Origin of the sequence: Streptomyces sp. NPDC046197 (assembly GCF_040646295.1) — a bacterium.
Lineage (GTDB): Bacteria > Actinomycetota > Actinomycetes > Streptomycetales > Streptomycetaceae > Streptomyces.
This window is the reverse complement of the sequence record NZ_JBEYZY010000004.1, coordinates 212,225-224,905: the sequence shown is the minus strand read 5'-3', so window position 1 is coordinate 224,905 and position 12,681 is coordinate 212,225. Positions and strand designations below refer to the sequence as shown.

Annotated in this window: 12 protein-coding genes; 1 reads left to right on the top strand and 11 read right to left on the bottom strand. The window is 71.8% G+C overall.

What is annotated here, in order from left to right; translation table 11 throughout:
- Positions 1 to 211: 211 nt before the first annotated feature.
- A complete protein-coding gene (locus tag AB0A61_RS08050; protein ID WP_361287925.1) occupies positions 212 to 883 on the top strand; it encodes a phosphatase PAP2 family protein in 672 nt (223 codons plus the stop codon).
- A gap of 12 nt (positions 884 to 895) precedes the next feature.
- On the opposite strand, the gene AB0A61_RS08045 is transcribed toward AB0A61_RS08050, so the two are convergent.
- From AB0A61_RS08045 to AB0A61_RS07995, 11 genes are read right to left on the bottom strand one after another with little or no spacing between them, the layout of a single operon-like run.
- On the bottom strand, positions 896 to 2,269 hold the full coding sequence (locus AB0A61_RS08045; RefSeq protein WP_361287922.1) for a glutamate-1-semialdehyde 2,1-aminomutase: 1,374 nt from the start codon (positions 2,267 to 2,269) through the stop codon (positions 896 to 898).
- A 7-nt stretch (positions 2,270 to 2,276) separates the two neighbouring features.
- On the bottom strand, positions 2,277 to 2,828 hold the full coding sequence (gene rfbC, locus AB0A61_RS08040; RefSeq protein WP_361287919.1) for a dTDP-4-dehydrorhamnose 3,5-epimerase: 552 nt from the start codon (positions 2,826 to 2,828) through the stop codon (positions 2,277 to 2,279).
- The gene (locus tag AB0A61_RS08035) at positions 2,825 to 4,096 is read right to left on the bottom strand and encodes a polysaccharide pyruvyl transferase family protein (protein ID WP_361287916.1); all 1,272 of its coding nucleotides are present in this window, start codon (positions 4,094 to 4,096) and stop codon (positions 2,825 to 2,827) included. Before AB0A61_RS08035 ends, rfbC begins: the two co-directional genes overlap by 4 nt.
- Positions 4,093 to 5,040: a glycosyltransferase family 2 protein gene (locus AB0A61_RS08030; protein WP_361287913.1), complete on the bottom strand. Its 948-nt coding sequence runs from the start codon at positions 5,038 to 5,040 to the stop codon at positions 4,093 to 4,095. Before AB0A61_RS08030 ends, AB0A61_RS08035 begins: the two co-directional genes overlap by 4 nt.
- Positions 5,037 to 6,344 carry a hypothetical protein gene (locus AB0A61_RS08025; protein ID WP_361287910.1) on the bottom strand — a complete coding sequence of 436 codons (1,308 nt, stop codon included), beginning with the start codon at positions 6,342 to 6,344 and terminating at the stop codon, positions 5,037 to 5,039. Before AB0A61_RS08025 ends, AB0A61_RS08030 begins: the two co-directional genes overlap by 4 nt.
- Entirely contained in the window at positions 6,341 to 7,690 is a 1,350-nt protein-coding gene (locus AB0A61_RS08020; protein ID WP_361287907.1) for a DUF4910 domain-containing protein, read from the bottom strand. Before AB0A61_RS08020 ends, AB0A61_RS08025 begins: the two co-directional genes overlap by 4 nt.
- On the bottom strand, positions 7,678 to 8,712 hold the full coding sequence (locus AB0A61_RS08015; protein ID WP_361287905.1) for an NAD-dependent epimerase/dehydratase family protein: 1,035 nt from the start codon (positions 8,710 to 8,712) through the stop codon (positions 7,678 to 7,680). Before AB0A61_RS08015 ends, AB0A61_RS08020 begins: the two co-directional genes overlap by 13 nt.
- 3 nt (positions 8,713 to 8,715) lie before the next feature.
- Positions 8,716 to 9,363 carry a PIG-L deacetylase family protein gene (locus tag AB0A61_RS08010; protein WP_361287902.1) on the bottom strand — a complete coding sequence of 216 codons (648 nt, stop codon included), beginning with the start codon at positions 9,361 to 9,363 and terminating at the stop codon, positions 8,716 to 8,718.
- Complete coding sequence (locus tag AB0A61_RS08005) at positions 9,360 to 10,169, bottom strand: glucose-1-phosphate cytidylyltransferase (RefSeq protein WP_361287899.1); 810 nt, start codon at positions 10,167 to 10,169, stop codon at positions 9,360 to 9,362. Before AB0A61_RS08005 ends, AB0A61_RS08010 begins: the two co-directional genes overlap by 4 nt.
- Positions 10,166 to 11,401: a class I SAM-dependent methyltransferase gene (locus tag AB0A61_RS08000; protein WP_361287896.1), complete on the bottom strand. Its 1,236-nt coding sequence runs from the start codon at positions 11,399 to 11,401 to the stop codon at positions 10,166 to 10,168. Before AB0A61_RS08000 ends, AB0A61_RS08005 begins: the two co-directional genes overlap by 4 nt.
- A complete protein-coding gene (locus AB0A61_RS07995; RefSeq protein WP_361287893.1) occupies positions 11,398 to 12,681 on the bottom strand; it encodes a glycosyltransferase in 1,284 nt (427 codons plus the stop codon). The genes AB0A61_RS08000 and AB0A61_RS07995 overlap by 4 nt, the downstream gene beginning before the upstream one ends.

Sequence of the window (12,681 nt, the reverse complement as noted above, 5' to 3'; positions counted from 1 at the left end):
GTTTGCCGCGCGCGGATTGTGGTTAGGGTGCTGACGGCTCCGTGCGGAGGCGTACAGGCCAGGAGCGGGTGTCCGCGGGGCGGTTGTGGCCGGTGGAGGGTGAACCGGAGGGTGAATCGGACACGACGGGGGGGCTCGCGTTGGATCACCTGGCAGACCTGGAAGTCGGCCCGGCGGTCACTACCGCAGGTCGACCGGACACGGTGAACGTGTGACCGGCCGACCGGCGCCCGCGGTGCTGCACCCGTCGCTGCGCCCGTGGCTCGGGCCGATCGCGGCCCTCGCCGCGCTGGTGGTCGTCGCGCTCGGGGTCCTGTACGCCGGCCACGGCGAGCCCGGCGTGGTGGACAGGTGGATCATCCGGCCAACGGCGGACAGTCTGCGGCAGCCGTGGCGGTACGTCGCTCTGGCCATGGACTTCTTGGGGGAGCCCGTGGGAGCGGCGACGCTGGTCGTGCCCGCCGTGACGGGCTGCCTGCTGCTTCGGCGTCCTCGCGCAGCGGTGCTCATCGTTGCCGGCGTCGGCATGACCGTGGGAACGGCGACGTTGCTCAAGCACCTGGTGGGACGCACCATCCACGGCGGGCACCTGTCCTACCCGAGCGGGCACACCGCCTTCCTCACCGCGCTCGCCCTCGTGATGGCGCTGCTCGCCACCGGCCGACTCGGCCTCGGCAGGACGGCCGGCACGTCACTCGTGCTCGCCGCGGCGCTGGTTGCCGGCGCCGCCATGGGCTGGGCGCAGGTCGCCCTGGGCGCGCACTATCCGACCGACGTCCTCGGCGGCTGGTGCACCGCGCTGGCGGTGATTCCGGCGACCGCGTGGCTGGTCGACGGGATCGCCGACCGGATGGCCGACGTCGGTCGGCGGGAGCGCCGCTGACGTCACGTCTCGTCACGCCAAGCGGCGGAACACGGGCTTCACGGGTCGCCCGGCCAGCCACGGGGTGGGGTCAGCGGCGTCCAGCGCCTTCCGGTACACCGCACATGCCTGGGCCACCACGTCGACGGTGCGGTCGATGTCCGCGTCGTCAAGTGCGCTGCTCACCACGAAAGACGGGGCCAGCACTCCGCCCGCGAGGAGCCGGCGCAAGAACAGGGTGCGGTACTGCTGCGACGGCTGCCGGTTCTCGTCGAGGGTGGCGAAGACCAGGTTGCTGGCCCGGCCTCGGACGACGATGTGGTCGCCGACGCCCATGCCGGCCGCGACGTCGCGGACACCGGCGGCCAACCGCTCGCCGAGGGTGTGCAGCCGCGGGGTGACGCCCTCTTCGACGTAGGTGGTGAGCACGGCCATCGCGGCTGCCAGGGAGTGCGTTTCCGCACCGTGCGTGGTGGACAGCAGGAACACCCGGTCGCCGGAGTGACGCAGCCCGCCCCGTTCCATCAGGTCGCGGCGCCCGGCCAGCGCGGAGACGGCGAATCCGTTGCCCAGCGCCTTGCCGAACGTGGAGAGGTCGGGGACGACGCCGTACAGGCCCTGGGCGCCCGCCTCGGACCAGCGGAAGCCGGTGATCATCTCGTCGAAGATCAGTACGCAGCCGTACCGGTCGGCCAGCTCGCGCAGGCCGGCGAGGTACCCGGCAGTGGGGTCTCCCCTGTTCGAACGAAGTTGAGAACTTGGGGAAGGCTCGCTGTGGGTGGCGGGTTCGAGGATCAGGCAGGCGACCTCGTCCTGGTACCGGATGAGCAGCTCCTCCGTGGCGGCCAGGTCCCCGTAGGGGAACGTCACGGTGAGCTCGTTGGTCGCCGCCGGAACACCGGCGGACATCGGCGTGGTGCCGATGAACCAGTCGTCGACGGAGAAGAACGGATGGTCGGCGCAGATGGCCACCCGCGGGCGCCCGGTGGCGGCGCGGGCCAGGCGCACCGCGGCGGTGGTGGCGTCCGAGCCGTTCTTCGCGAACTTCACCATCTCGGCGGTCGGCACCGTGGCCAGGAAGCGTTCCGCGGCCTCGACCTCCACGATGGACGGCCGGACGAAGTTGCTGCCGCGGTCGAGTTCCCGCCGCACCGCCTCGATCACGCGTGGATGGGCGTGGCCGAGGCTGACCGACCGCAGGCCGGAGCCGTACTCGATGTAGCGGTTGCCGTCGACGTCCCACACGTGGGCACCGCGGCCGTGGCTGATGACCGGGGCCAGGTTTTCGGGGTACTGGTCGTCGCCCTTGGCGTAGGTGTGCGCGCCCCCGGGGATCATGGCGTGCAGCCGCTCGTTCGCCAGCCGCGACCGGGGCAGGAGGAACTCGCCGGTGTCTTCGGTGTCCACGCCAACCTCAGCTCTCTTGTCGCTGCAGGACTTCGGCGAGGCTCGGCGCCTCCCGGTCCCGCTGGGACATCGATGTGACCGGCAGCGGCCAGGGAATGGCGAGCTCCGGGTCGTCAAAGGCGATCGTCACGTCCTCGGCCGGATCGTGCGGGCGGTCGATCCGGTACGAGGTGTCGGCGGTTTCGGTCAGCGCCTGGAAGCCGTGTGCGCACCCCGCCGGGATGTACAGGGTCGTCTGCGTCTCGTCGGACAGCTCGAAGAAGGCCCGGTTGCGGTAGGTCGGCGAGTCCGTCCGCAGGTCCACGACGACGTCGAAGATCCTCCCGTACGAGCACCGCACCAGCTTGGCCTCGCCCGAGCCGGAGCGCAGGTGCAGGCCGCGCAGCACGCCCCGGACCGAGCGGGACACGCTGTCCTGGACGAAGGCGTCCGGGTCGAGGCCCACCGAGCGGACCACGTCGGCGTCGAAGGTGCGGCAGAAGAAGCCGCGCTGGTCGGCGTACGGCGTCGGCTCGAACAGATACGCACCGAAGATCTCCGGGACTTCGGTCGCCTTCATGGAGCCTCCCGCATGGCGTGGGCGTGGTCGGCCGCCGGGAACAGGGCCGCGGTCAAAGCGGTGAACTGGTGCTGGAGTTGCCGGGCGGCGGCCAGGTTCCGCTCCGTGAGGGTCTGCCGCAGCTCGGCCGATCGCTTCTCCAGCGCCCGGAACTGCTCGAGCAGCCGGTCGGTGTCGACCTCGCGCGCCGGATGGCAGTACGCGCCCAGCCCCATCCGGTCCATGAGCGCGTCGCTCTTCGCCGCATAGCTGAGTGCGAGCACCGGCGTGCCGGTCTTCAGGGCGCAGATCAGGTTGTGGTACCGGATCGCCACCACGGTGTCGGCAGCCGCCATCTCGTTCATCAGGTCATGCAGTGAGGACGGCTCGGCAGCGGTGACCAGCGGTGAGTCCACCGTGTCGAGGATCGCGGCGACCACCGACGCATCGCACTCGTCACCGGTGAGCAGCCGGACCGGTCTGCCCTCCTCGACCAGCGCGCGGACGAACCGGATCGTCCCGTCGAGGTAGCGCCGGTATATCTCCTCGGCCCGGGCGCGGTCGTCGTTGCCGCCGTGGAAGTCCATGACGCCTACGCAGACCGCGCCCGGCGGACCCGAGGGCGCTTCCCCAAGCTCTCCGACAAGCTCCGAGCAGGGGATACCCCATTCCCGCGGCGTCGGCAGGGCGAACGCGAGGTCCGGGTAGACCTCGTCGCGCGCGGTGTCCACGCCCATCGCCCGCATCGCGTCACGGGACTGGGCGTCCCGGTACGACCGGTACGCGGCCAGCCGCGCCGACCAGCGCACCAGGGCCCGGGTGGGCCGGTTGCCGATCTCGGCGGCGCCGACGCTGACCAGCGCGACCCGGGTGCGCAGCAGCCGGCCGCTCGCGCAGAGCAGGAACAGCGCGTACGGGAAGCCCCACGGCCGCAGCGGCAGTGTGGCCTCCAGGACGCCCATGCCCGGCACGATCACCACGTCGTGCCGGCGCACCCAGGCGGCGGTGCGGAAGACGTCGACGAGCTTGCCCAGACCCTTCGCCGCGATCGCGCCCGCGCGTGACGCGGTCCGGTACTCCGCGCGGTTCCAGTGCAGCCGCGTGGCGGGGATCCCGAACCGGGTCGTCACGGACTCGGGCCCGCCGCACAGCGCGTCCACGACCGCCTCCGGGTGCTCGGCGCGGAGGTACCCGAGGACGGCCTCGAGCGACCCGTCGTTGCCGAGGTTGCCGGAGCCGAGTAGGCCGAACACCCCGACGCGCACCGGAGTTTCGTCCGCGGACGTCATGCCCGCCTCCCCTCGCGGCCGGCGACGAGGGCGTCGACGGAGACCGTGAGCAGGGCCGGGTCGAACGGGGCGCGGTCCTCGACCCGCTCGCCGGCGCCCGGCCGGACCCGGCTGGTCATCCACGCGGCCAGGTGGCGGTAGCACGCGCGCCGGTCGGCCGGGGACAACGGCGCCCGCCGGATCGCCGAGGCGAAGCCCCGGATGTACTCGGCGAGCAGCCGGGGTGTCGGGTGCAGCGGGCCTGCCCGGCGCGGGTCCAGGTTGACGCACCGCGAGCGCTTGGAGGGATTCGCCCGCTCGGCGCGGGTGGGGTGGTCGCGGCGGAAGTACAGCAGCTCCGGCACCTGGTGGAAGGAACCGTGCAGGGTGATCTCGGCGACGAACGTGCGGTCCGCGTGGTGGTAGCTGTCCATCGGTTTCACCCGGCGCAGCATGTCGGCCCGCATCACCCCGTAGAAGTCGTCGCCACCCGGCTCGAACAGCAGGCTGCGGAAGCGCTCCGGCGGGTGCGGCGAGTCGGTGGCGAGCCCGTACTCGTAGGGGACTTTCACCTGGCCGGCGCCGTCGATGACCGCCTGCCCGGTGTGCGCGAGGATCACGTCCGGCCGCTCGTCCAGCGCCTCCACGCAGCGCCGCAGCAGGTCACGGCCGTAAAGGTCGTCGTGCGAGGCCCACTTGAACAACTCGCCGCGGGACTCGGCGAACACACGGTTGTGGTTCGGCGTGGCGCCGATGTTCCGGGGCAGCCGGAGGTACCGGATGCGTGAGTCCTGCGCGGCGTACTTGCGGCAGATGTCCTGGGTCCCGTCGGTCGAGGCGTTGTCGGAGATGACCAGTTCGAAGTCCTCGTAGGTCTGGCCGAGCAGGGCGTCGAGCGACTCGGCCAGGTACTCCTCGCCGTTGTACACGGGCAGGCCGATGCTCAGCCTGGGTTGGGCGGTCATGAGGTCCTCACTTCGGGGATGGGGTTGTGGTGGTGCTCGCGCAGGGCTGACCGCAGCTGCAGCCACCACACGGCCGAGCCGCTGACGGTCGCGGCGGCGACGCCCCAGGCCGAGCCGACCGTGCCGGACACAGCCGCGCCGCCGAGCCCGCCGCCGACGTAGCAGGAGGAGGCGAACAGCTGGCAGCGCAGGCTGTGCCGGGCCGCGCCGAGCGCGCGCAGCCCGGCCGCCGCGCCGGTGCCGAATCCCGCGCCCGCGACGCCGAGGGTGACCGGGACGATGAGCTGTGCGGCGGAGTGCCAGACGCCGCCGAGCACCAGCTCGCCGAGCCGGTCCGGCATCAGCAGCAGCGCCCCGCCCCAGAGCAGCGCGGAGGCGGCCTGCCCGCCGCCCAGCAGGAGGCAGAACGTGCCCAGCCGGTGCGGGGCTCGCCGCAGCACCCGTGCCGCCTCGGGCACGGTGACCAGAGACAGCCCCATCAGCACGGCGAGGAACGGGCCGAGCAGGAGTTCGGCGCCCCGCACCGCACCCACCGCGCCGACCCCGACGATCGCGCCGAGCCCGTACGCCCGCAGCTGGCTCGCGCCGCTGAGGCTGACGTTCTCGACCAGGTACCGGTAGCCGAGATCGCGCTGCTCGCGAAGCCACCCGCGCGCCCCGGTCATCCGGGGCCGGATGCGGGACTGGAGGCAGCCGTACGCAGCGGCCACCGCGGCGGACACGCCCCAGGCGAGCACGAAACCGGCCACGCTGCCCACGCGGGCCGCCACCACCATGGCCGGGACGAGCGCGACGCCCCACACGACGTCGTTGACGAACGCCTTCCGCCCGGTGCCGGCGGCGAAGAACGCGAACCGCCACGCGTCCTGCAGCAGCAGCCCCGGCAGCATGACGCCGAGGCAGGCGAACGCGGGCCCCACGCGGCCGCCGAGAGCAAGGCCGGCCACCACGGACGCCGCGCCGAGGGCGGCGCCGACACCGAGCGCGGTACCCGACGACCGGGCCACCGCTCCGCGCCAGGACGCGTCCGACACGCCGCTGAAGCGCACCACGAGCGGGTCGGTGGCCAGTCCGCGGGAGACGTTGAGCACCACGCCGTAGGTCACCCAGGCCAGGCTGAACACGCCGAACGCGGTCACCCCCAGCGAGCGGGCCACGTAGATCCCCACCACGAAGTTGCTCATGCTGGAGGCCGCCTGGTCGGCCAGTCCCCAGGACAGCCGGCCGACGAGGGCCCGCTTGGCGGATCCGGCCGGTGGCGCCGTTGTCTGCGGATTCTCCCCCTCGGTGGTTATCGGCGTCATGCCTTGATCAGCCCGGCGCCGTGCAGAGCACCGGCCGCGGCGGCGACGGTGTCGAACGGGAGCTCGGACCGCTCGGCGACGTCCAGCAGACTGTGCTCGCCATCGGAGAGGTTGAGCACCCAGAGCATGGCCATCTGGGCCTGCTTGGTGTCGCTGCGGCCGCCGAGCGCGTCGTACAACCCGCGTCGGCCCAGCTGTGGTTCGCCGTAGGGGCTGAGGTTGAGGTACCGCCGGTTGCGGTCGAGCACGGCGAATGCCTCGCGGCAGACGGCGAGCGTGTCCGCCATCGCCTGAGGGGAGACGAAGTCCAGGTTGTCCGCCGAGGTGTGGTACTCGGGGTAGCCGGCGTACGGGGTCCGGGTGAGCGAGCCCACGCCGAGATCGAACCCGGGCGAGCAGAACTGCCGCTCGTCGTAGCCGTACGGAGTGAACCCGGTGATGTGGTGCGGGCGTTCGGATGCGGCCAGCACGTGCCGCATCACCCGGTCGATCTCCGCGTCGCCGCGCCTGCTCTGCTTGTACGTCAACTGGCCCGGGTCCCCGGCGCAGGCCAGCACGAGGCCGTGCTTGACCCTTCCCCCAGCTCTCGGCTCCTCCCCCGGCCTTCGGCCGGGAGGGACCCCCGGAGCAGGGGATGCCCCCTTCACCCGCTCCGCGTTGCGGGCCAGCCAGGTGATCGCCCCGATGGTGCCGGGCGCGAACAGGAACCGGTAGGTGTAGTACGGCGTCTGCTCCGCCAGCGCCCGGGCAAGGAACGTCGCCACCGCGATGCCGGCCAGGTTGTCGTTGGCCAGCGACGGGTGGCAGACGTGGCAGGAGACGATCACCTCGTCGGGGACCTGCCCGGGGACCACGTGCTCGGCGTAGGTGAGGTGGCCGTCCGCGAGTGTGGAGTCGATGCGCACCTCGTACTCGCCGTCCGGCAGCGCGTCCAAGGTCTCCTGGGCCAGGCAGAACCCCCATTCCGGCTTGTAGTAACTCGTGCGGTACGGCACCCAGGACGGGTGGTCCGGCAGGGTGTGCAGGTGTCCGCGCAGCTCGGCCAGAGGCATGGTCGCCGACACCGGCACGCTGTAGCCGAGCACGTGCAGGCTGGACGCGGCGAAGTCGACGACCCGGTGGCCGGCAGTGTCGGCGATGTACGCGTCCCGGATGTTCCACTCCTGCGGCACCGTCCAGTCGAGCACCTGTGTCCCGGTCGGCACCTCGTGCACCTGCAGCGGGACGTACTCGCCGACGATCTGCAGGGTGGCGCGCACACCGTCACCGGTGATGCTCCGGCACAGCGGGTACAAACGCTCGACCAGCGCGTACATCTCTTCGCCGGCGTTGGTCATCGGCGCCACCGCAGTGTGTCGTCGACGGTGCCGGCTTCGGACGCCGCGCGCAGCACGGCAAGGCGGGTGAAGCGCCGCTCGAAGTCCTCCCGGGTCAGCCCGTGTTTCCGGTAGGCGTCGGCGAGTTCGAGCGCGCCCTGCTTCACCGTCCACTCGCAGTCGAAGCCGGGCACCGCGGCGCGAAACCGGGAGAAGTCCACCCGGTACGACCGCGGATCGGCACCGGTCTCCCCGGTGATCACCACCTTCGCGCCGGACACCGCCTCGGCGACCTGCTCGGCGATCTCTGCGACCCTGACGTTGTTGATCTCACTGCCGATGTTGAACGCCCGGGCGTGCACCGCTTCGCGCGGCGCGGTCAGCGCGGCCGCGAAGGCCCGTGCGATGTCGGCGGCGTGCACCAGCGGGCGCCAGGGGGTGCCGTCGGAGAGCACCAACACCTCGCCGGACAGGAGCGCGTGGCCCACCAGGTTGTTCAGCACGATGTCGGCGCGCAGCCGGGGCGAGTAGCCGAAGGCGGTGGCGTTGCGCATGAACACCGGGGTGAAGTCGCCGTCGGCCAGCGCGTGCAGGTCGTCCTCCACCCGCACCTTCGACTCCGCGTACGGCGTCACCGGGCGCAGCGGGGCGTCCTCGGTCACCAAGTTCGACAAGTCGGGGTCGCCGGCGGCGCCGTAGACCGAGCAGGTCGACGCGTACAGGAAGCGCCGCACTCCGGCGTCGCGGGCCAGCCGGGCAAGGCGGACGGACGCGTGGTGGTTGATGTCGTAGGTGAGTTCCGGCGCCAGCGATCCCAGCGGGTCGTTGGACAGCGCGGCCAGGTGGATCACGGCGTCCACGCCCGCCACGTGTTCGGCCGTGATGTCGCGCAGATCCACCCGGTGCCCCGGCAAGTCCGCGGGTGCCGGGCCGAGGACGCAGTCGGCGAACAGGCCGGCGTCAAGGCCGGTGACCTCGTGCCCGGCGGCCGCGAGGACCGGGGCCATCACGGTGCCCAGATAGCCCTGGTGTCCGGTCAGTAGTACGCGCAAGGTTCAACCCCCCAGGTTGAGCGTGAGTTTGGTGACGGCGAACGCCTCGGCGTAGCGCGCGTGGCATTCGATGCCGCGGATCCGGGCAAGGCCGAGGAATGCCTCCCGGTCGTACCAGGGCCGGTGCCGCTGCGAGGGGTAGTGCTCCTGCAGCAGCCGCACCTTCCGTTCGGCGATCTCGGGCGACAGCGGCTGGTACGCCGCCGGTCGGCCGAGATCGCCGTCCCACTTGACGATCTCGTAGCCGAGCACGAGGTGGTCACGGAACGCGGTGGTCATCAGCTTCGCCAGGCCGCGGTGATCCTGGTGCGCGTCATCGGTGCGCGGCGCAAGGACCAGGTCCGGCTCGGCCTGCAGGCGTAGCTCCTCGACCGCGGCCTTGGCCTCCTCCCAGTGTGCGGGCAGCCGTCCGTCCGGCAGCTTGTGCACGGTCAGCCGCAGATCGGCGCCCAGGCAGAAAGCGGCGAGCGCGGCCTGCTCCTCCTGCTCCCGCTCGCTGCCACCGCCGGAGAGCACCAGCGCGTCGACGCGGATACCCGGCCGTGCGAGGCACAGCGTCAGCAGCGTGCCGCCGGCGCCGATGGCGATGTCGTCGCAGTGCGCGCCGACCGCGACGATCCGGTCCAGGCGCCCGGCGCTGAGCCGGATCATGCGGTCCTCACTCCGGCCTTCGCCCCCGCGCCGTCCCGTTCCCACACGGCCCACGGACGGTCGCCCCGGGCGTAGGCGTCGTCGAGCGCGGCCCGCTCCTTCACGGTGTCGGTCGGCTTCCAGAAGCCGCGGTGCTGACACGCCACCAGCCTCCCGCGCTTGGCCAGTTGGGCACATCCGTCAGCGACCAGGTCCCCGTTCTCCGGAATGTGGTCGAAGACCTCCTGGCGGAGCACGAAGTAGCCGCCGTTCTCCCACAGCGGCAGTTCGCTCACCGCGGTGATGCCCCCCACCAGGCCGTCCTCGCCCAGGTCCACGCAGTGGAACGAGGACTGCGGCGGTACCACCATCATCGACGCACCGGCGTCGCGCCGGGCGAAGTTCTCGATCATCTCCGGCAGCGGGGCGTCGGTGAGCACGTCGGCGTAGTTGGCGAGGAACATCTCGTCGCCGTCCAGGTGATGCCGCACCCTGCGCAGCCGCTCCCCGATCGGTGACTCGATGCCGGTCTGCGAGAACGTGATCGTCCAGTCGGCTATGTCGGTGGACAGCAGCTCGGTCCGCCCGCCCCGCAGCACGAAGTCGTTCGACGTCGTCTCCTCGTAGTTGAGGAAGAAGTTCTTGATGTGGTGAGCCCCGTAGCCGAGGCACAGGATGAACTCCGTGTGCCCGAAGTGCGCGTAGTAGCGCATGACGTGCCAGATCAGCGGTCGCGGCCCGACCATCGCCATCGGCTTGGGCACGTCGTCGGAGGCTCCGTTGCGCATCCGCATCCCATAACCGCCGCAGAACAGAACGACCTTCACGACTTGACCTCGACAATGCTCAGTTCCGGGATGGGAAACACCAGCCGGCCGCCCCAGTCGTGCACGAAGGACAGTTGCTCGACCAGTTCGGCCCGCAGGTTCCACGGGAGGACGAGGACGTAGTCCGGTCTGTCGGCGGCTATCTGCTCGGGCGGCAGGATCGGGATGCGGGTGCCCGGGGTGAACCTGCCGTGCTTGTACGGGTTGCGGTCGACCGTGTACGCGAGCAGGTCGGGCCGGATACCGCAGTGGTTGAGCAGGGTGTTGCCCTTGCCCGGGGCGCCGTAGCCGACGACCGTCTCGCCGCGCTCGGCCGCCTCGATGAGGAACCGCAGCAGATCTCTGCGCACCTTGGCCACCCGGGCGGAGAACTCGGTGTACCCGGACAGCTCCTGCAGCCCGGCGGCCTTCTCCCGGGCCAGCACATCGGCCACCTGCCGGGTCGGCTCGCCGGCCACCTCGGCCGGCCGGGCCCACAGCCGGATGGAGCCGCCGTGCGTGGGCAGCAACTCGACGTCCACGAGCGTGAGTCCGCCGCTCGCAAGGGCTCGGGTCGCGGCCGCGACCGTGTAGTACTGGAAGTGCTCGTGGTAGATCGTGTCGTACTGGTTCTCCTCGATCAGGGTCAGCAGGTGCTGCACCTCGATGGAGACCCAGCCGTCGTCGGCGACCAGGGCGCGCAGCCCCCGGGTGAACCCGACCACGTCGGGGATGTGCGCGTACACGTTGTTGGCCACGACCAGGTCCGCCGGGCCGTGCTCGGCGCGGACGTCGGCGCCGGTGGCCGGGTCCAGGAACTCCGTGAGCGTGGGCACACCCGCCTCCCGCGCCGCGGCGCCGACGTTCACCGAGGGCTCGATGCCGAGGCAGCGGATCCCGCGGTCCACCACGTGCCTCAGCAGGTACCCGTCGTTGCTCGCGACCTCGACCACGAAGGCGTCGGGGCCGAGACCCAGCCGCTGTACGGCGTCGGCGACGAACGTGCGCGCGTGCTCCACCCAGGAGGTCGAGTAGGAGGAGAAGTACGCGTACTGCGTGAACGTCTCCTCCGGCGTGATCAGCGGAGGGATCTGAGCGAGCCAGCAGTCGGTGCAGACCCGCAGGTGCAGCGGGTACGCCGGTTCCGGCTGGTCCAGTTGGTCCGCGGCGAGAAAGCTCTCACACGGCGGGGTCGCCCCAAGATCGACGACGCTCGCCAGCGCCGCCGAGCCGCAGAGTCGGCATCGTGTCATCTACTTTCCCCATCCCTGCTCGCGCGGGCCCCCCGCCGCGAGCCAGTGCTTCCGATTCCTGTCGGCGGCACGATGTCCCCGCCGCCGGACCGACCCGCGATCGCGGTGCGGTACCCCTCCACCAGGCGCTCAAGGCCGACGGCCGGGCTGAATCCCTGCTCGTAGCCGCGCCGGGCCGCCTGGCCCATCTCCCGGTTGCGGGCCGGCTCGGCCGCGATCCGGCGTATGCAGGACGCGAGTGAGGCGGGCTCGCCCGGCTGGTGCAACAGCCCGGTGACGCCGTCCTCGACGAGTTCGACGAAGGCGCCGTGACCAGCGGCGACGGTCGGGACCCCGGCCGCCATCGCCTCCACGACCACCAGGCCGAACGCCTCCAGCCACGTCGAGGGAGCCACCACGGCGACCGACCGCGCGACGGCCTTCCGGCACTCCGCCGGGTCCAACAGGCCGACGTAGCGCACATCGTCCCGGGCCGCCACCCAGGCGGTCACCTCCCGCTCCAGTGGCCCCGCGCCGGCGATCACGAGCGGGACGCCCACACCGCCGCTCGCCGCGATCTCGTCCCACGCGGCCATGAGCAGCCGCACGCCCTTGGCCTGCGCGAGCCGGCCGAGATAGAGCAGATGCTCTCCCCCGCCTACTCGGCAAGTGCCCGGGTCGGGCACGAAGTTGTGCTTCACCGCCAGCCGCTCGGCCGGCATGCCGGCCCGCACCAGGACGTCGCGCTGCGCCGCGGAGATGCAGAAGAACCGCTCCACGCCGGACCACCACCGCCGCCGGTTGACCGACAGGCTGACCGCGAGCGGCGCGGTCGCAAGGCGGGAGTTCCGGTAGCAGCCGTGCCGGACGGCGGGCAGCGGCGCCGCTCCGACGCACTCGGTGCAGGGTCGGCCGTCCCGCTGCAGCGTTCCCGGAGGGCAGACCTGGCTGTAGTTGTGCAGCGTGGCGACGGCGGGCACACCGGCGTCGGCGCAGGCGGCAAGCACCGCGGGCGACAGCAGCGGGAAGACGTTGTGGACGTGCACCACGTCCGGCCGCTCGGTGCGCAGCCGGGCGGCGAGCTCCGCGCGCACCGCCGGGTTCCACGGCACGAGGAACGGCACCGCGGCCTTGCCGAGGAGGGAACGGGCGGCGATGTCGTCGCTGCGCCGCTCGAACACCTCGACCCGGTGGCCGGCCGCGCGCAGCAGCTCCACCTCCTGGTCGACGACCCTGTTCTCCCCGCTCGGCTGCGCCGAGGCGTAGCGGTTGTGCACCACCAGGACGTGAACGCCGTGCAT